This is a genomic window from Tropicimonas sediminicola (genome assembly GCF_900188335.1).
Classification (GTDB): Bacteria; Pseudomonadota; Alphaproteobacteria; order Rhodobacterales; family Rhodobacteraceae; genus Tropicimonas; species Tropicimonas sediminicola.
The window spans coordinates 19,713-38,619 of the sequence record NZ_FZOY01000016.1; the positions used below are offsets into that span (position 1 = coordinate 19,713).

Consider the following 18,907-nt stretch of genomic DNA (forward strand, 5'->3'; position numbering starts at 1 on the left):
CAATCGGCTTAGACCGTGCTTCCCAGTACATGCATGACCGAGGGCTCTTGCCAGTATGCTCACCATCGTTCCTAGAACCCCGCCTGTATCTCGAGAGCGTCGTCTGCATCGTGGCTGCTCCGCGCCATGCCATACTTCTCGAGGAGTGAAATGATCGTCGGCGTAGAAGCCTGTATGCCTAGTTCCGCGAGCGAATTTCTCAAGTCGCCCAGCCTGGCTAGGCCACCAGGGCCATCTGCGCAGAGGCTAGCCACCGTAACCAACCATTCTTGGCCAGGTTCAACACGAGTGAACTTCCCCGACCGCCGCAGCAGGGCATAGAGGTCTGTGCCCCCGTCGGTGCCACGGTCAAGGAGCGAGTAACGGATCGTTTCCCGCGTGTTCCTCGCCCCGCCAACTACTCCAGAAGAAAGGGCCTCGGTCACCGCCTCCGCGATATCGGTCTCGCCTGCAACCTGCGAGCGGGCATTGGCCAACCAACCTGCAAGACCATTGCGGGCTCTATCGTGTTCTTCGATCGGGTCAATCTTGATCGCCTCGGACATCCCTCCTTCAGCCTTGGTCAACTGCTCGATGAGATCTAGGCAAGCGGTTCCGGCTCCCGCGAGTCGGTTTATCACTGGTCCCACGTCAGAGGTAGAAAGCGGCAGCTGATCGTTCCAAGGCAACAAGGCAAGTCCATCGCCGAGAATGTCTTCCACTGCTTTAGCAGAGTCGTCGCTTGCAAGGAGGGCAGCAGCTAGGCGCCGTGCCACGTGCATTTCGAATAGGAAGCCGGTTGCGATTGCCGTGCGTGCTACGCAGGAAGCCCAATCGGTCCACCGACGCCTCGGCATCGCCTCGATCCAACCACCGTGGCACAGCCTGTACCAGCTCCTGGCGAACCAACGATACGGGGATGGCCTCGACGTCCCAAGCCAAGCAGGACGTCGCTCAACCGGTCCATTAGCATCCAACGTTCCCGATGCTAGTTTCTTGGCCAAGTCTATGGAGGACGACGGGACGATGGTCTCGAACGCCAATGCCCCCCATCGCGGAAGGCCTGAGGTCCCAGCGTTCACGAGTGCTGCCTGCCAACCCGTTGCCACGGTGCCCTCGCCACCTCCCAACGCATAGAGCTGCTCCAAAATCCGTGCGATGTTCGCGGGGTTTTTCTTCCCGGTCACGCCACGACGATCTTGCAATAGAGCGGTCTCGATCGTGAGCGGGGTTGCAGAGGTTCTTTTGGCTCCTCTGGACGCTGGGGCCGCGAGCTCGTCGAGTAGAACGGTTGCAATAAGTTCTGCGGCGTTGTCGTCCCGGATGCGCAGCTCACGGTCCAATGTCTCTTTCATGGCACTGAAACGTGCGTCACTCCTGGTGGGGCGGGTCAATTCAAGGCCTGCTGCAACGCTTTCCCTTAGCGCGGCCTGCGACGTCGCGGCATATGCAAGCCCTCTTGGAGTGGTTTGCTTCCCGGACGAACTGGGCGACGTGCTGTCGGTCAGAGACCACGCCAGCTCCGACATGAACAGTTCCCGTGAAGGGATGTACTCCGGCCTGTTGAGCCCCAGTAGAGTAAAGTCTCTTGGCATTGATCTACTCCGATGGCTACCGGGTAACACTACCCATGCCGACCTTTGAGAAACGGAAGCGGTGTTGGCCTTCTTGCGCGGCCAAACCCTTGGCAACGAGGCTCGCCCTTAGACGCTCGATCCGGGGCTCGATGAGTTCGAGCGAGTCCGTGAAACCTTGACCACGCACCCGAGACTGGGCTTCCCTAAGGAGGTGAAAGTCCAGTGGCGTACTCGCTTGTCGGTTCTTCCCGTCCCTGATGTCACCCGGATCGATCATGATCTCGATACGGTCTCCGAAGGCCTCAGCAGATACGCGCATGCGGTTTCTAGGGATCTCGATCTCGGCGACGCTCTGGTCCGTCGAGTTCCCAGCGACACGCGGTTTCAAGAACGTGAAATACGCCTCGGAGTTCGTTCTCTCGACCGGCGCAACAATGTCCAAAATTGCGTCTTCAAGTTCGCGCCGGAATGGTCTCCCCACCCGGGCATCAATCCACGCGTCTTGCCAAGCATGGACGACACTACAGTGCGCCGGCCATCCCCTTGCGAACGCAACGAGCCGGTACATGTATCGTCCGTACCAGTCCAGGAGGGAATTCCGAACCTTCAGGCTGGAACGGTCATTCTCGGGATTGACCGCTTCTGCGATCTTGGCTTCGATCCGACCATCTAGCTCCGTGAAGTACTGGCCAACGGCGACCTCTTCTAGGGCAAGGCTCGTGATCGGCAATTCCTTGTCCTCGATGCGTGAAAGCCGATCGGCGAGTTCTAGGTATTTCTTGCCGTCCGAAGGGCCAAATTGGCGCAGGGGATCCGCGAGCGAAACTGACCTGAGGGCCTCGTTGGACGTGCTAGGCCAAGAATGCCGGAATCTCGTAGGCGAACTTGCTACGCCGGGGTTCCCTGCATCGAAAAGAAGCATGTGCGTTCTCATGTTGCCCAGGGCAACCAGCGCTTCGAGGGAACCGTCTCCGTCGCTGTCGGCGGCCCCTATCCAAGTGTCGATTTCCGCGGACATACCGTCCAGAACCCCGGGAGTAGAGGGGCCGACGAGGGAATGGGTGGCGAGGGCCCACAACTCCCTGTAGGTAAACTGAGAACCGGAGATCACCTCCGCTCCCCTCATCATGGAACACCATCCACGGGCTGGAAACTCGGCCTGCAGCGAAAACGCGTTAGAAAGAACGGGATCCAGAGCTCGAACCTCCGCATCGGCAGCAAAGGCGTGCGCAACCTTCCTAAGGCACTCTTCGAAAGCGCAGGACGTCGTAGCGCGCTCGCTCGAAAGAAGGGGGATCAACCTGCTACCGCGAACCTCGAGTGGCTCAAGCGGTTCATTCATCCGCTCATCACCTTCAGGCCACGCCTCGAGAAGCGACGCTTGGTCCATGTAGACCGCGTGGATGCTTGCAATGTGGCTACCCGCTTTGCGCACCTTGGCAAAGCCGTAGTTTCCGGAGCCTTTGCGCGCATCCCCGGCTAACTCGAGCTGGAATTCGTTTCCAGAAAGCTCGGTGGGTTCTCCCGTCAACAGCCAGTTCGCAAGACACTTTGCTAGGAGGAGCTCGTCCATATCTTTGTCTGTGACTTCCGTGCTAGCTTCCGAGATCAAAACGCCGCGGTTCACACAAGCCAGGAGGTGATCCTGTCGTGAGATTGCTTCGGCAAGGTCGCGCAAGAGCGGTGCCGTGCACCTGTCCTCCGCTGGAATGGTCGCATCGTTGATGACCTTAAGGTCGCCGCCGGTCTTCAGTTGAAAGCAGTACTTTCTCTTGGCGAACTTAGATCTTTCGCCCTGCAGTGTGCCATCAATCTGCGCGACGGTGTCCGCAGCGAGCTTCGATTTACCGTTCCCCGCGCCACCAACAAGCATGACGAGGCAACGGGGATCATTTGGCCCGCAGAACGCGTTGCATACTTTGACGAGCGCCATGCACGCTTCGAGCGCACACGGTGCGGATGGACCATCTGGCCACATTTCTTGGGTGTTTTTTGAGATTGGTGACACGGCGGCACCCATGCCACCGAAGCCGCGCTCAAGGATCCACGGCGGATAACCTATTCCCAATTGTCAGTTCTCCCTGCTCTCTCGGACCATCCATTGATCTCTTGTGCAAGATTTTGGAGTACCGCTTGGCAATTGCCCAACGTAATCTCGCCAAGGCTGGAAAGGCCTCGCGCGATAACGTATCAACGTGTTATGAGCTTTCAACGTCAGCTAGCGTTGGTTTGTGGTTGAACGCGCAACTGTGCCCAAACAGCAGCAAAAATGAGCTTTTAAATTATTTCCGGGCACTTTCATTGCTCTCCGGGCCGTCCAGTTGCAGGCACGCACCACATTGCCACTTTTCTAGTGGATCAGGCTCTCGACTTGCCCCCCCCCGCTGCGTCAATTCAACGCGTTCAAATTGCGCTCGCCATTATACGGATGTGGGCAACGTGCGCGTCGAACTCCTTCTGGTCCAAGGAATCTTTCGGTTGGGTGACGAATGCGCAAAGGTACTTCATTTTCCGATCTGGTTGAGGCCAAGCGCGGATCCGGCATCCCAAGACATTGCGAGCATCTCCTTGATTTCAATCTTGGTGGGTGACTTCGACTTCATCTCTACCAAGGCCCTTGCCATGCGGACACCTTCGGAGGTGTTCACATTAGCGGCCTAACCTGAGCAGGGCAGTTTCCGCTGGGTCGATACACTTCAACCAAGCGGAGAACTCATTTATTGAGAACTAGGGGGTTATTCGGATTCAATTTCCGATCCGAAGAAACGAAGCCTCCCCCGCCGGTCCCTCGGTTAGCCAAAATAGTTTCTGACCCTCCCCCCCCGGGGTACAGCTCTTTCCGAGCGCCTTTCATTCTGAGAGTGGGGTCCGGTCTCGAGTTGGAGCCGGGCTTGCGCCGGCAGGATCATCTGTTACGGCGCCAGGTCCATGGCATCTCGAACGAGGCGCTCCAGATGCCCCGCTTTTCCTTCTCCGCCAGCCTCTGCTCGCCGACATAGTCGACGCTGTAGTCCGTGTAGGCAACGGCCCAGCCATTCCGCACGAGCCAGGCGTTGATGTCCTCCTTGCCCTTCCTGCAGACCGCTATGAGACGCCCGTAGCGATCGACATCGCGAACATCGCAATCGATCGGCGATCGGGCAATGTGATCGGCCAGGGCGAATGCCGAATCCTTGCCGCATCGCCACGTGCTTCCATCGTCCCGCGTGCAGGCCTGACTGCTCTCGATTGCGTCGATCCCGAACAGGCGAATCCTTTGCCCATGAACCTCGATCGTGTCCGCGTCGATGACCGACGCCACGCCGGAAATGTTCGAAGGCTCGGCGGACAGACATGTTGCAGATGTCGTGAAAACCACCGCCAGCACAACACATCGCCAAACCATGCTACTTCCCCTTTCTCCCACTGTCTCAACCGCCGTAACACAGGTTCTCACAGGGGACGCCGTCGTTGTCCCTGTCGAGAGAGCCGCCCCAAGAGCAGTTCCGGTAGAACCAGTACGCGTCTTCGCAGCTGTAGATCGACTTCGAGCAATAGCGGCGTGGGGAGCAGTCGTTGGCCTGTGCCAGCAGCATCAGGCGATCGAGGGACGTCTGTGGGGTGACACTCGCAGGTGGCTGGTTCACCGATAGGTACAGGGCCTGGAAGGCGATCAGGCAAAGCGTGAAGTTCATGCGACGATCCTCCGACCCCGCTCTAGTCCGGTATTCCGGCAGAACTTGGGCGTTGGGTCAGAACCAGGCAGCAAAGATGCATCTTCCCGTCAAAGGATCGGTCTTGCCGAAGTGGAGACGCCTCGCCACTCGCCCCCGTCGCCTGCAGGCGGGTTCAATCAGGAAGGCGCGGTGTCAAGCGAATGGTCCATGCAAGCCGGCGTCGAAGTTCAGAAGGTCACCTGCGCTTCGAAGGAGTTCTCTCCGGACGCGATGAGACTGAGATCCGGATGCAGCGCCTGCGAACCCTGCGAATGCTGCGAACACGTGGAGAGCCTTGGCTCGCGATGTGACGAACAAGCGATCTCCCGGAAGACCTCAGCGCCGCGTCCATGGCATCGCGCCGGGCCAAGGGCTTCATGGCTGAGCCAGCTGTCGACCAGACGATGGGCTTGCTACTTCTGCTCCCTGCGCGTTGCCGAAGTTCGGCGTCCTTTGGCGGATGTACGATCAGCGGGACGAAGCAGCCGTCCGCCGCAGAGCGATATTCTACGTACAGAACCCTTCCAGCTTGTCTCGTTTTCCAGGCATTCTCTGGTCGTCCAAATGAAGGGACAAATCTATGCCAGTTCGTGGACCACTTCAGTGGGAGCAGCTCAAGTCTGCCGCTGAGGGTTCCCCATCACTGTGTCCCGCCGTGGCCCGGCAGTCGAGTAACTACTTCGATAGCAACTGGCTCCGTCAGCATCTGCCCTTTAAGATAGGGTATATCGACCGATCCATCCGCTGGCTTCCCGTGGATGGTTCGCACCACCTCCATGCCCTCGATCACGCGTCCGAAAGCGGCGAAACCGAGGCCATCATCATTTCGACTCGATCCGTAATCGAGCCCCGGCTGATCCCCAACGGCTACGAAAAACTCCGACGAGGCGGTCCCCGCCTCGGCGCGTGCCATCGAGAGTGTCCCGTCCGTGTGGCGTATGCCAGTGTCGCGGGTTGATTCATGCGCGATCGGCGGAAACGGGGGTTCGCCGCCTGGCATGCCGCCCTGGATAACCTCGATCACCGGGGTGCCCGTATCGTTTTCCGGGTTGACGGTCCGATAGAAGCTGCCACCGTCGAAATACCCGCCCTCCACGTAACGCAGGAAATTGGCCACGGTAACCGGTGCCTTTTCGGCGTACAACTCCACGCGGATATCCCCCTCGGCCGTTTGGATCATCACCTCAACGGTAGATGCATCCTGTGCGTGGCTGTACTGACCAGGAAGGGCGACGCTAACGGCGACCGCAAGCGCCACGGTCAAGGTCTTTGGGTTCAGTTTTCGCATCTGGTTTCTCCTTCTGTCAGAAAAGTTTCGGGAGTGTCCCGGTCGATGTCGAACAAGCGTGACAGGCTGCGCCGTGAACTCATGCGGTTTGAGGCGCTGATCGACTGGAAGCTCTTCGCTGAGAGAACCTGCGCGATCTTTCCACTCAATTCATCGCAGTAGGAAAGCACCTGGAGGTGCTTCTCAACAAAGAAATGGATGAGAAACCCTCTCAAGCCTACTGCAAGCCTTTACAGGAACTCGAAAGGCTCAGCCTCTTCGAACTGGGAGGAGACTTCTCCGGAAAGCGGGCGGTCCTTTGAGACCTTGAGGGTCATCGTTTTTGCCCCGGGTTGCAGATCAACCTTATTCAAGTCGACCCAGAACACGGTGGGTGAAACCGCCGAGTCGAAGTAATAGGTCCGGGCACTGTGATCGGACACGGTGCGCCACAGGGTAATGGCGCTCATCGGGTTCTCGGGGCTGTTCATGCCGATCGGGGGGCTGATATTCCGCATTACGGAAAACACGCTGGCCAGCGACATGTTCTGGTCTTCGAACTTTTGCAGTCTGTTCAGCATCCAATCCAACCTTACCAGTCGATCTGTCGGATTGAGCGTTCCCGGAAGGAACTTATCGCCATTCACTCCTTTCCAGTACTCAAGCAGCTTGAGTTGGGTCGAGAAGTCCGGGTCGTTGGTCATGATATTGTACTCTCGCCCGTGATGGATCACGAGCTCGCCGTCAATATACTCGAAAATCGCGGAGTCTCCTGACGCGTCGGAGATCGCCATGTGAATTTCCGCGGCGATGCCATTTTCAACCGGCTTGGACACAATCGTGAACGGCGGATCCTGCATGGCTGCCACCGCCTCTTCAACAGTGGCGAAGTTGTCCAGAAAATACTGCAACCAGGCGCCAATGCTGATCGTCGGCTTCCCGGTTACGGCCGGATCACCGTAATCGCTGTCGGAAAGATACTGCATGCCTCCTACAAGGCCTTTCTCGTTCATGCCATCCGCCGATGCGGTGCCATAGAACGCCGTGATGACGGATCCATATTTCGAGGTCCAGGTCAGCTCGTTGTCGCTGCCCCCGCCTTTGCGTTCCACGCCTTGCGGGAAAATCCAGAGATCGCTGGCAAGATCGGGGTCGACCCAGTCCATGCTACGTCCGGTAATGAACGACCCGTTCCCGGTTTCCACCAGAATTCGGGAGCAAGCATTCGCCGGTTGCAGCGTGGTAGAAAAAACAAGGCCAGTCGCCAAGGCAAGGCACAGGCAATTTCGTAGTTTCTTCATCATATTCTCATATCCTCCAAAGTTTGTTCTGTTTTTTGCTGTTCCGAATATTCCTCAGTCAGCATCTTTGCCGTGGAATCCAGATCAATGAATTCCCGCGACACCATTGTACTGGTCGCGTCGTTACGCCACCTTCCATCGGGAAATCGCTGATCGCCGCGATCTTATCGCCCTCAATGGCGACATCACCAATGCCATCGAGACCGGCTTTCGGGTCAATTGCACGACCGCCGTAAATCGCCATGCCTTTCGCCAAATGCGCGGAATAAGTGCTCAGGATAGAGATCGGTTAAAGTACAGCGAGATTAGAACGCCTCGAAGCTGTCCCCCATCCGGCGCCAAACAGAGTTTCCATAGCTTCGGGATGTTACCTTACCGGAAAGGATCTGGGAGTGGAATCTAGGGTCAGATCCTGCAAAAGTCGCGTCCCCTGTCGCACATAACAGCCCGAACCTCAGAGTTTCGCTTAGATCCTTTGAAAAACGGGGAAGTCGGGCAAGGTCTCTTCTGCCCAAGAGTCTCGACGTTCGCGCCTTGCGCAGACACGGGAGAAGTCATCGTCAGACGTGCGGTTGCCGCAAGGAACGCCGTCAAAGTACGCATGTGATGCCCTATATTGTTGACTTGCTGGAACACGGCACCATCTCAGCCATTGCATTTTCGCCGACAATAAACTCTGAATCGAGGGTCAAATCATAAGATATTGTCTGGTTGTGACATTGAAGGGATAGGCCATGCGGTCGTAGCATTTGAGAGGACTCTTTTATGAAAGCTGTACCCGAGAGCCACTTGTCACGGCTTCCTGGAAAGACTCACCAGACGCATCAAGCGCTTTGGCGCGGCCTGCCCTTGCTTCAGTCAGAAGCGGTACAACTCGGGCCGGGGAGTCATGCGTACGAGATGCTGCAAATCATTGGGCGGGACATGCTTGTATTTCGCAGCAGTTTCGCGCCAAAGATGGCCAGTACCATCGTACCTCACCCTGATTGGATGGTTTTCATGGTACCAGTTCATTGGCTCGGCGACCATGTTTTCAATGGTCAAGTGGCAAGACCGTTCGACGTTTTTGTTTTTGCCGGTCCTGACGGATACTCATCCATCGGCGCGGGAAGACACAATTTATCGCTGGGTATGCGAAAATCCAAACTGAGGGAGACGTTCGCCAGTTTGAGTGGTCGCTACATCGACGATATCGCCCTCGACAATCAACGGATAGCCCTCGGTCCAGACTTGGGCACAAGGTTCCACAGACGGATTCTGGAAACGATAGCGGCGTCGTTTGACGAGCCTCTTGGCCCCGGCAAATTCGCACTCAAGGCTGGCGTCGAGAATGATCTTTTTGCTGATGTCGCCGACCTTATTATTGCACAGACAATCGAAGACAATGCTGTTTCAAGCTCCAATCTTGAACCGGTGCGAGTTGTCAGGCGAGCAGAAGAAATATTTGAGGATTACGTGACTAACCCACCAAGCATAGCTGACCTTTGCAAGGCAGCCAACGTCGGAGCAAGGAAACTGCACTTGTGCTTCAATGAAGTTTACGGCGCGCCGCCAATTGCGTACTTGCAAGCAAAAAGGCTTACCCAAGCCCGTAGTCTATTCCTTGCAGAGGAAGGGCCCCCGCCTTCCGTCAAAGACGTTGCCCTGTCGCTTGGCTTCACCCACAGCGGTCGCTTTGCGAAACGATATCAGAGCCTCTTCGGAGAGTTTCCATCAGAGACGCTCGAAAGCAGGTGAATTCTCGGAAGGCCCAGATCGGGCCATTACGTTGGCTTGACCTAATAACCATTGATCGAGAATTATGGTCGCTAAACGTCTGCTCCGGGCTCGTCGCGGACATCTGATGGCTTCGCTCGGATGTCCGTAAGGTCGGCAAAGCAGACTTGCTGGCGACATGGCCGCTCGGTGTCTGTGTGCTCGGGCCGACAGTTCCGATGACTGCGCTTTGCGGCCGTTGGCCGGGAGCGGCACTTCGCACGCGCAGCAAGGTTTCCGACCGATGCGAACGGCCCAAAGCAGCCGCTCGCTTCCTTGATTAACGCTGCAGCGCAGCTTGACCGTACTGGTCATTCGTACGCCGCGCAGAGTTTTCACAGGGCGAGCGACGCCAACGCGTTCAAATCGACGGTACCGCGTGCGACCAGCGGCTCCATGGTCCGCAGCAAAGGATCGTGGTCGCGAGCGAGACATGGGTGGCGCAGATTTCTCCGAGGGAGCCGCGGATTTCGATCGCGCCGTTCAGCACAAGTCGCCCGTACATTCATACAGTGGTAATGGCGTTGTCATGGCTTTGCCCATGGATGCCCGCGCCTTCAGCTTGTTCTTCGACAGCGCAAGGTTGGCACATCGCGGTGACATCAGGAGGGAGCGGCATCCACCCCATTTTTATCGATTGAACGCCTGATATTAAGCGACTTACATCTTTGTAACGGATTCTGCCCCGCTTACTTGATCGTCCTCGGCTTCGGCATCGTCCATTCACCGGTCTGGATCGCTTCGCCCGGCAGGTAATATCGAGCGGAAATGTCGAATGCTCCTTCGGGCACATAGAGACAATTGATGTCCGCTTCCGTGCACTTTGTCTTGAACTGAAACGTGACCGTACCATCGCCGTTCTTATCTGCCATGGTGTTGTTGATATGGTAGCGATCGTCCGGATTGTCGAAGAACCGGCCCGTTGACGTGTCATAGACCGTGACGGACCAAAAGGCGTCCACCGGCGGCTCGGCCGTCTTGATCGTGTAGGGGCCATTCGCTCCAACCAGCGGGTCACCATTCTCGTCGGAGAAAAAGGCTTCATAGGCGCTGTGAGACGGCACCGGACCACCCCATGCATGCTTGGCGCTGGCGGCTAACAGCAGGTAGGACACTTTGTCTGGGACGTCACCGGGACCGGCGACCATGTCCCGGAAGGGTACGGTCTTCATCACCTCGTCCATTTGGGCTTCGGCTGTCTCGACCGTCTGCTCGTCGAATTCACTCAGCAGGTCGAGCGGCTCTATCGACGAAATCTCCGGCCCGGAGATCCCGATACCCCTGTGCACTGCCTCTGCCTTGGCGACGTCCTCCGGGTCGTGCGGGTCTTTGACTTCGATCCGAACCACGACAGGAACAAGTTTCGACGGGGCTTCGATCAACTCCCCCTCGGCAGCTTCCGGTCTCTCACTATAATAGAGCATGTAGCTGCCTTCGGGCCGAATGATATTGCGGAAATTGACATTGCGGTCATCCATCAGCTGGAACGAACTGAAGCGATCAGGATCGGCATTTTCCGAGGTCAGAACGACCGGTCCTTGGGACAGATCCGCATAGGCCTGCTTGTAGAACGTATCGTTGTTCATGCGAACAACCATATCTTCCCCGGCCTTGAAAATAACAGGCTCGGCGCCGGCCGCCCATGCATTGAGTTTCGCCGGATCGCCGCCTGTCTGGCTCATCATGTAGTTGAACGTCTCCTGGTAGGGCAGACGCCTGAGGTATTCATTGACCGCGTCGCTCTGGGCCGTCGCGTGCATCGGGGCGATGACTGCTGCCATCGCAAAAGCCAGTGTCAGGAAATTACGCATTTCCATTCCTCCTTTAGTTGGCCAACTGTACGGCTGGCGGCACCCAGCTTTCGTTCAGGACCGCTTCGCCCGGGACGTACAGCCTCAGCGCCAATTTGAATGGTCCTTTGCCGGGGGCAGGAAGCCAGTTGGCCTCCTTCTCGTCTCCCGGCGTTTCGGCCTGAATGAATATGGTCAGCGATCCGTCCGGGTTGGGCGTCATCCCGCTTCGATCCCCGATCGCGTATCGATTCAGAGGGTTGTTCACCAGATACCCTTCGAGATCGTACATCGTCATGGACCAGAAGGCGGCCGCTGGGGGCCAGGCCCCTTCGGCGAAGGTCAGGGTATATGCGTGCTCGCCGGTCAATGGATTGCCGACGGCGTCCAGCAACGTCAGGGGATAAAAGGCGTCCTCGATCAGGTTTCCGCCGATACCGACAAATGTCCACGCCGCGCGATAAGCATAGCGTGTCCCGAACCGCCCCATGTCGTAGGTCAGGCCCCAGTTGTTGACCAGCTTGCCAAGTTGTCGGGATTCCTCTGCCAGCGCGACCTTCGCATCAGCGACGCCTTCGTCTACCCCGGTCCGCAGATCGTCGCTCATCTCAGCAGTCGAGAACGGCGCGCCGGGTTCGATTCCCAGCGGGCGCAGTTTCTCCAACATTGGCACATCGTCGGCGTAGGGCGGATTGGTCGCCAAAAGTCGATTGAGGTTGCTGAAGAACTCCTCGGAGCTGAGCGCCAGCACCTGGTCGTTGACCAGCGTTACCCCATCCACGCCCGCCTTCAGCGGTACCTCGGACGGGGGCGCATAAGGCTGCCCCCATGCCGAGAGCGGCGTCAGCCTGTAGTTGTCCTGAATCGCGTTGACGAGTTCATATTCATCGGCGCCAGAGCAATATGTGCGGCCGCCGATCCCGGCGAGGTTGGTGGGGCTGCGCAACAGCTCCATCCCCTCGGGAACAGGCCCGTCCCAGTCCGGACCCGCGATCAGGAAGTCATGCGGCCTGTCACCATCGTGCGTGCGTGATCCCGGAGCCGCCGGCACCCCGTTCCAGGCATCGACGATCTGCATCACCCAGTAGCGGTCCCCCACCGCTGGGACGGACAGCACCAGAGGCTCGTCCGAAAGGTCGATCCAGCTCAGTGAATAGAGGTTGTCGACGTTGAATCCGACGATCGACCGGTTCGAGGCGTCGATGAACTGCCGGTAGTGTACAAACTGGTTGACCGGCGCCTTGGCCGCTCCGGGCTTGGTCACATGGGTCAGAAAGTCGGCCTGGATCTCGAACATCACCAGTGGCATTCCGAAGAGCCATGCGTCCTTTGCCAGGGCTCGTGCTTCTTCCGGCGTCAACTCTGTCTCTGCAAGGGACCGGGTCGCCGGAAGAACGACGTTTGTCACAGTAACGACTGCAAGCAGCGCAGACGCGAGCAGGCCACGATAGAAATTCCGCATGTTGAAGCCTCCATTACATTACAATGGGAAAGCAGATGGTTTCCCGGAAATGAACGACCCCCACGATCCGCAACCTCGCCGGGGCGCCTCCTGGCGTTCGATGTCTCATCCGACACATCATTCGACACGCACGATGCCAGGCATGTTGTATCTGCCATCAATGAGCGAGGAATAAGGACCGTAGAACCGGGCGGTGAACTGGAAGTCTCCCTCCGGCGCAGGCAGCCAGTTCTGCAGCTGCAAAGGATCCTCGGGTTCCTCGGTCTGAATATAGATGACGAGCTTGCCGCCCTCGGTTTGCAGCTTCCCGCGTTCCAGCATGTAGCTGTTGAGCGAATAACGGTCGATCGGGTTGTCCACGAAGTAGCCTTCGTTGTCGTAGAGGGGAATCTCCCAGAACTCCGTCACCGGTGGCATGTCTTGCAGATCGAAGGTGAGCGTGTAGCGGTGCGCGCCGGTCAACCGGTCTCCATTGGAATCCGTCATGCAGAACGTGCCGATATGGGACCTTGATGGCACCGGCGCCAGCACGGCGATCAACCCGTAGTAGGCCCGTTGCCGCCAGTTCGTGTCCTTGTAGTCAAGGTCACTCGTGAAATCCCAGCCGTTCCGCATGACGCCGGTTCCCGTCTCCGCAACCGCAAGGGCATCGGCACGGCCTTGTTCGATCCCGTCCGAGATGGCAGCAATAATCTCCGGGGTAAGCGTCTCCGGATCAAAGGTCATTCCCCGCTTGAGCCCGAGACGCGCGAACCGCTCAAGGGCGAGAATTTCCTGATGCCCGTCCTCTTGCAACGTGAAGGTCGGGTCGGCGAGCACCAGACCCACCCAACGCAGAAAATCAACGCCTGCAAGACGCGCCGGTTCCACGATGGTCTCCATGCCGGGATAGGTCGGATAGTCGGCTTTTGTCTCCGGAACATCATCGGGGCGTACATCCGTCCGGCCCGCCGCGATCCAGTCGCTGAGCGACATTACGGTGAAGCCGTCCTGAATTGAATTGACCACTGCCAACTCTTCTTGGGTGTCATCGGTCAGCGCCACGCGCCCGAGAATACCCGCGAAGTCCGAGCCTGACTTGACAATCTCTTCGCCGACGAACCCGTCCGGAAACTCCCCGCTCCAGTTCGGCCCGATGAGCAGGCGCCGCACTTGGCCCGGCGCATTGAACTGGCTGCCGATCATGTGCCACCAGCGGGCATAATTGTCGTAGAACTGCAGGCTCCAATAATGATCGCGGATGTCCGGGGTGGTGATCACCACCGGCTCTTTCGACAAATCGAGCATCGCGTTGCCATAAAGCGTGGTCGCATTGGGCGTGGTCGCGATCCGGGGCAATGCCTTGAGCGGCGTCCTGTTCCAGTTCAGGCGGTTGATGCCATAATTCAGCGGGTTTTGTTCGTTCTGCGCAAAGTTGTAGCGCAGGTGATAGAGGGCGACCGGGTGCATGCCCCAGAGGAAGACCTCCCTGCCGATCTCGCGCGCCTCATCGGTGGTCAGGTCCTGAGCAGCCTGAGCCTGCGCTCCTTCGGGGCGCGCTCCGACCACAGCAGCTGCGGTCAGGCCAGTGAACGAAGCGACGATTTGCCTGCGGGTCGGTTTCATGACGAGTTCCCTTTCTGATGTTTCGGGTATCGCTCGGCGTTGCTGGATCACCAACTGGTTGGGCATTTGAAGGCTTTCGGATCGCCCGAGAAGCCAAGAGTATCTCTCGTAAGACGTCTTTTCAGATACTTGCGCTCTACTGGATCGGCTCGACCGTTGGAAAGGTCCATGATCCATCAAGAACTTCGGCCCTGGGCTGGTAGACCTGCGGAAGCATATAGCAACCTGAATGGTTAGGCCTTGATCTCACGCAACGATATGCGATCGGCTTCGTCGCTCGATATCCGGTTCAGCGCAGAGGGTCGGTGAACGCGCACTGGGCTCACGCCAGAGAGCATCATCGCCCTGACCGTGAAAGCCGCTGCGTATTGACATGCTGGCCCGCGATCGACATGGACGAAGCGTGGGCTTCGAGAATAGTAGAGCCAAATCAAGCCGACCTCGCGGGCTTCAATCGAAAAAGCCACCAGATCATGGCCCGACAAGGCAGCGTGGAAGGCCGTGCCGCACGCGGCAAATTAGCGCGGCTTGGTTTTCGTTGTGCAGCAGCGACTGGGCTCCGTGGCAGTCGTGCAGCCAATGCCCCGGCTGGCGGTGCGGGAGGCCGCGCGCTGAGCCCCCGGCGCAAAGCAGCGCGCGGCCCGCCTACGACGATGGCGCAATGGTGTGAATGTCCGCTCTATCGTCATCGAGAAGAAGGATTTGCACCCGCAGCGAAGGTCGACTTCCCGCCCTTCCTTACGAATGCTGCGCGCGCATCGGTCGAGATTTCGCGCTTGCGGCTGAGGTCCGGTAGGTCGGCAGAGCTACTGATATCGGTCGTCAAGCGGCGGAACGGTACCCGCGTTCTCCCGTTGTCGTGATCGGCATCGGCTGGATCTCCGACAATGTCGAGGTCTCTCGCCGATCCCGTCAGGAAAGCGCAAGAATTGGGCCGTCGAGGAGGCGCACCAGGTCTCCGAAATAGCCACCGGACCGGGCGGGCTGCGTCGGGTCGGAGGTGATCGCGACAGCCAGGTCGCGCCCCATGTGAGCGGCGATGATCTGGCCGCCGTAGCCGCGGCCGAGGACATACCCCGACGGAGATACGAACCACCCGTAGCCGTAGGAGAGGCCTGACCAGGGCGAGCGGGTGTGCGGTCTGGTCGAGGCTTCGATCCAGCTTGTCGGAATGACCTGCTCGCCGTCAAAGACACCTCCGTCCCGAAGCAACGTTGCGACCTTGAGCATAGCAGTCGGCCGCAGCGCCATTTCGTTCCCACCCAAAAAGTACCCCTGTGGATCTCGGGTCCAGGCGGGTATCTCGATGCCGAGGGGAGCCCCGAGGCGCGAGCGCGCCTGTTCCAGAAGGCTCAGGCCCGTGGCCTCGGCAAGCACGGCGCCCAGAACGTGCGTGGACCCGGTCGAGTACAGCATTCGCGTGCCCGGTTCTGCGACCATGGGGCGGGAGAGCGCGTTGGCGACCCAGTTCGATGAGCTGACCCATTCCCCATAGGCAGAGCCGGACGTCCGCTCGAGGCCGGCGCGGAGCGTGACCAGGTCCTCCATCGTGATGTCCGCCGCACCGGGTGTCGCATCCCTTGGAAGGAGGCGCGGCGCCAGATCGGCGATCGTCGCGCGCACCGAGGGAACCTCGCCGCGATCGATCGCGCTGCCCAGCAGCAGAGCGACGATGCTCTTCGAGCAGGACTTGATGTTGGCGGGGCGATCCAGCCCCGGACCGCGGGGGGCCTCCGCAAAGACCGTCTCGTTCGCCCGACGGATCTGGAGAGAGTGGAGCTGGGGGAGGCTTGCAACCGCGGCACGCAGGTCATCTGACTGCGCACGAGCGACAAGCGGCGTCGCCAGCGTCGCGGCCGCGGACAGGGAGAACAGGCGTCTTGTGATCATGATGCGAACTTCGGAAGTCAGGGTGCCGATGTCCAGTTCGCTTCGGTCACGATTGTGTTGCTTGAGCAGGAATCGAAGCTGCTTCCTGGTTTCAGCGTCTTGCTCACGTACAGCCGCCAAGACCGCAGCGCGGGTGGACGGATGAGTCGGTTACGCTCTTGGCCGCCTGACTTCAGATAACGCGTTCGGGAAAAAAGATCCTTGAAGGGATCCGTTCGGTTGATGTTCGGACCAAGCAGGCGCGATCAGCCCACAAGAATTCCTTAGTATATTGTAAATAAACGATTAGTTCGGAGCCCTGCCAAATGCGAAGAAGCCAAGGGCCGTTGGTTAACGGGCGCCATCACGTCACCTCCAAAACCGTCCTATGGCGGAAAAAAAATCTGCGCGTTTGGGATGAGACGGGTCTGTGGACCTCGAACTCCGGACTTTTGACCCACCCCCTCCCTCGCCGGCTGCTGGTTAAGGCCATGTAGGCGCGAGGACTGCGTGTTTGATGCCATGTTGGGACGGGAACGCTGGCCTCGGGACAATGGAATGTCCCATCTAACGATATGGAATCACGTATTTTTTCAAATGGGACAAGATAGGAAAAGAACGAACCCCTCGTGTGGAAGCGAGATGAGTGTGGGCAAAGTAGGGGTATCTGCGCGAGGCGTCCCAAATGTCCCAGGCAGGGATACACACGAAATTTCAATGCCTTGCCTGGGACGTTGTAGCCACATTGGTTTGAGTGAGCGATGCTCAACCAGCCTCGCAGCGCAGTAGTTCCGCCGGTATCATCAGAACCCTTGGTTTCAAGCGAGGGCCAAGCCGAACCGGGTTTGCCGGCTTGTATACACCGTTCAGTTTCATCAGGGCCGAAGCATGAGCACCGTCTCGCCATTTGGTGTCGGCGAAGAGTTCGGCCGTGGGCGTTGATCTGCCCGGCAGAATGGCCAATTCCGCCTTACCCCTTAGTGGATGAATGCCAAATCGGCAAAGTTCGGCAATCGGGTCTGCGCTGCCCTCGCACGGATCGCCGAACATCGTGTGATTCACCAGTTCACGTACGCTTCGCCGGACACCATGATCCAACGGCAAGGTCTTGTTCAGCAAGTACTCAAGAGCGTCCGTGCCTTCGGAATCCTGATCTGCCTCGCCGCTTTCGTCGATAAGATTGCGAAGCATCGGGTCCAGCTTGTCCAGCCTGAGTTGGTCGACCGGCCCGTCATGCAACAGGAGATCGAGGCCCGTGAGGACCGTCGCTGCCGTATCCGCTTGCCGCGTGTCTGCCCCAAGTTGCTTTGCACGCATTGCAATCATTGCGTGGGTCGTGTCCCAAATGAGGCTGCGCATCAACATACGACCGCGAAACTTTGCGGATAGGCCCCCGCAACAATCTCGCAGGCGAAGGAAAAGATCTGGAGGCGCGTTCACGGGCAAAGCTTTCAACTCGATCATCACAAAACGAGAGCGGTCCTGTGGTTGCAGGTGGATGTGGTTGATCGAAGTGACATAGGCCGCGCCCAACGTCCGGAAGCTGACTGCAGTGTGATCTGCACCGCCGCGGGCAATGCGTCCGCCCTTGCCGCCGGACATTGCGCGGAACAGCGCAAGCATCCTGTCCTGGCGCGATGACGTGCCGGGATTGTCTTCCGGTTCGAACTCATCGATGAGTATCGGCCGTGCGTGGTTGTTCCTCGACTGGCGGAGACCGGCCTCCGTGGCGTCGTTCACGACGCCTCCGGCGACCTCGCCAAGAAGCGTGGCTGCCAGTTCGATCAAACCGGACTTTCCGCTTCCGCGACTGCCGTGCACATAGAGATGTGATCGCCAAGCTGGAAAGCCACCAAGGCTCGCGGCGGCAGTCCACCCGAGCCACACCGCAGCATCTTCAGGGCGCATCCAACCCCAGCATTGCTCAAGATCTTGCAGTAGTTTCTTGAAGGTGTCGGGTCGTGCTGGCGAAAAATCTGGTTTCTCGATAGGTGCCGCGCCGATCATGATCTGGGAGGCACCGTGTTCATTGAGTGGGGAAACGGTGCCGTGCGGATCGACATAGCAGTCACCACAATGGGCAACAGCATGATTGCTTTCAGCGCGCCAAACCCCAATCGATTTCTGCTCCACCCTGGCTGGATCGAAGATACCTTTGGCATTGCATTCGGCGATGATCCATTGACCGGCCTTCTTGGGACACCAACCATTGTCACGGGCCGCGAACTTCGAACGACACCATTCCTCGATGGGATCTCCCATGCCCTCGAACAAGGCTCTCACCCCTCTGCCGCTCTCGAGGGACTCCGCCTTCATTGTGCGAAGTTCTCCCGCCGGCGAGAGGAAGTGGTAGCTTCCGTTGGAATGTCCCAGAGGCGTCAGCGGAGAGATGTACTCCGCCGGACATTCGACCTTTTCGGCCTGGAGCAGCGCTTTGTGAATTGAACTGGCCGGGCTGGCGGCCCGATTCTTCTGTACCTCTTGGTTATGCATCGGCTCCGCCCTCCACACGTGAGAACGGCGGTGAGAAAGTCGGCCACGGTAGCGGCGGGATGACCCTGCTGCGGGCGGCGTAAAAGTCGTCCACCTTTGCCCTTCTTGATTTGA

General features: G+C 58.5%; 13 protein-coding genes. 1 reads left to right on the forward strand and 12 read right to left on the reverse strand.

Annotated features, from left to right (window positions below; genetic code table 11):
* Positions 1-71: 71 nt before the first annotated feature.
* The 7 genes from CHB86_RS24800 to CHB86_RS24410 all read right to left on the reverse strand — a co-directional run bounded on the left by CHB86_RS24800 (position 72) and on the right by CHB86_RS24410 (position 8,063).
* Positions 72-1,508: a hypothetical protein gene (locus CHB86_RS24800; RefSeq protein ID WP_176442999.1), complete on the reverse strand. Its 1,437-nt coding sequence runs from the start codon at positions 1,506-1,508 to the stop codon at positions 72-74.
* Between the two features lie 82 nt (positions 1,509-1,590).
* Complete coding sequence (locus CHB86_RS23295) at positions 1,591-3,489, reverse strand: hypothetical protein (protein ID WP_089235519.1); 1,899 nt, start codon at positions 3,487-3,489, stop codon at positions 1,591-1,593.
* Between the two features lie 972 nt (positions 3,490-4,461).
* Positions 4,462-4,923, reverse strand: coding sequence for a thermonuclease family protein (locus tag CHB86_RS23300; RefSeq protein WP_245838328.1), 462 nt, complete (start codon positions 4,921-4,923; stop codon positions 4,462-4,464).
* Positions 4,924-4,966: 43 nt separating this feature from the next.
* Positions 4,967-5,230, reverse strand: coding sequence for an excalibur calcium-binding domain-containing protein (locus CHB86_RS23305; protein ID WP_089235521.1), 264 nt, complete (start codon positions 5,228-5,230; stop codon positions 4,967-4,969).
* A 661-nt stretch (positions 5,231-5,891) separates the two neighbouring features.
* The gene (locus CHB86_RS23310) at positions 5,892-6,539 is read right to left on the reverse strand and encodes a peptidylprolyl isomerase (protein WP_089235522.1); all 648 of its coding nucleotides are present in this window, start codon (positions 6,537-6,539) and stop codon (positions 5,892-5,894) included.
* Positions 6,540-6,769: 230 nt separating this feature from the next.
* Entirely contained in the window at positions 6,770-7,822 is a 1,053-nt protein-coding gene (locus CHB86_RS23315) for a linear amide C-N hydrolase (RefSeq protein WP_217898368.1), read from the reverse strand.
* 55 nt (positions 7,823-7,877) lie between these two features.
* Positions 7,878-8,063, reverse strand: a complete 186-nt coding sequence (locus CHB86_RS24410) for a hypothetical protein (RefSeq protein WP_141134987.1) — start codon at positions 8,061-8,063, stop codon at positions 7,878-7,880.
* A gap of 521 nt (positions 8,064-8,584) precedes the next feature.
* Between CHB86_RS24410 and CHB86_RS23320 the strand changes: the two genes are divergently transcribed.
* Positions 8,585-9,556, forward strand: a complete 972-nt coding sequence (locus CHB86_RS23320; protein ID WP_089235523.1) for an AraC family transcriptional regulator — start codon at positions 8,585-8,587, stop codon at positions 9,554-9,556.
* A gap of 707 nt (positions 9,557-10,263) precedes the next feature.
* Here CHB86_RS23320 and CHB86_RS23325 read toward each other — a convergent pair.
* The 5 genes from CHB86_RS23325 to CHB86_RS24415 form a co-directional block, all read right to left on the reverse strand.
* Positions 10,264-11,385, reverse strand: a complete 1,122-nt coding sequence (locus CHB86_RS23325; RefSeq protein ID WP_176443000.1) for a DUF1214 domain-containing protein — start codon at positions 11,383-11,385, stop codon at positions 10,264-10,266.
* Positions 11,386-11,398: 13 nt separating this feature from the next.
* The gene (locus tag CHB86_RS23330; protein WP_089235525.1) at positions 11,399-12,826 is read right to left on the reverse strand and encodes a DUF1254 domain-containing protein; all 1,428 of its coding nucleotides are present in this window, start codon (positions 12,824-12,826) and stop codon (positions 11,399-11,401) included.
* A gap of 117 nt (positions 12,827-12,943) precedes the next feature.
* Positions 12,944-14,431 (reverse strand): DUF1254 domain-containing protein, encoded by a 1,488-nt coding sequence (locus CHB86_RS23335; RefSeq protein ID WP_089235526.1) that lies wholly within the window; start codon positions 14,429-14,431, stop codon positions 12,944-12,946.
* Positions 14,432-15,343: 912 nt separating this feature from the next.
* On the reverse strand, positions 15,344-16,321 hold the full coding sequence (locus tag CHB86_RS23340; RefSeq protein ID WP_089235527.1) for a serine hydrolase domain-containing protein: 978 nt from the start codon (positions 16,319-16,321) through the stop codon (positions 15,344-15,346).
* A gap of 744 nt (positions 16,322-17,065) precedes the next feature.
* Positions 17,066-18,793: a hypothetical protein gene (locus CHB86_RS24415; protein WP_141134988.1), complete on the reverse strand. Its 1,728-nt coding sequence runs from the start codon at positions 18,791-18,793 to the stop codon at positions 17,066-17,068.
* Positions 18,794-18,907 lie beyond the last annotated feature (114 nt).

Bases quoted from the DNA above. Each gene is read 5' to 3' on its own strand.
- CHB86_RS24800 (WP_176442999.1), bottom strand. From the start codon at position 1,508: ATGTCGGAGCTGGCGTGGTCTCTGACCGACAGCACGTCGCCCAGTTCG.
- CHB86_RS23340 (WP_089235527.1), bottom strand. From the start codon at position 16,321: ATGATCACAAGACGCCTGTTCTCCCTGTCCGCGGCCGCGACGCTGGCG.
- CHB86_RS24410 (WP_141134987.1), bottom strand. From the start codon at position 8,063: ATGGCGATTTACGGCGGTCGTGCAATTGACCCGAAAGCCGGTCTCGAT.
- CHB86_RS24415 (WP_141134988.1), bottom strand. From the start codon at position 18,793: ATGCATAACCAAGAGGTACAGAAGAATCGGGCCGCCAGCCCGGCCAGT.
- CHB86_RS23305 (WP_089235521.1), bottom strand. From the start codon at position 5,230: ATGAACTTCACGCTTTGCCTGATCGCCTTCCAGGCCCTGTACCTATCG.
- CHB86_RS23325 (WP_176443000.1), bottom strand. From the start codon at position 11,385: ATGCGTAATTTCCTGACACTGGCTTTTGCGATGGCAGCAGTCATCGCC.
- CHB86_RS23330 (WP_089235525.1), bottom strand. From the start codon at position 12,826: ATGCGGAATTTCTATCGTGGCCTGCTCGCGTCTGCGCTGCTTGCAGTC.
- CHB86_RS23320 (WP_089235523.1), top strand. From the start codon at position 8,585: ATGAAAGCTGTACCCGAGAGCCACTTGTCACGGCTTCCTGGAAAGACT.
- CHB86_RS23335 (WP_089235526.1), bottom strand. From the start codon at position 14,431: ATGAAACCGACCCGCAGGCAAATCGTCGCTTCGTTCACTGGCCTGACC.
- CHB86_RS23310 (WP_089235522.1), bottom strand. From the start codon at position 6,539: ATGCGAAAACTGAACCCAAAGACCTTGACCGTGGCGCTTGCGGTCGCC.
- CHB86_RS23315 (WP_217898368.1), bottom strand. From the start codon at position 7,822: ATGATGAAGAAACTACGAAATTGCCTGTGCCTTGCCTTGGCGACTGGC.
- CHB86_RS23295 (WP_089235519.1), bottom strand. From the start codon at position 3,489: ATGGCGCTCGTCAAAGTATGCAACGCGTTCTGCGGGCCAAATGATCCC.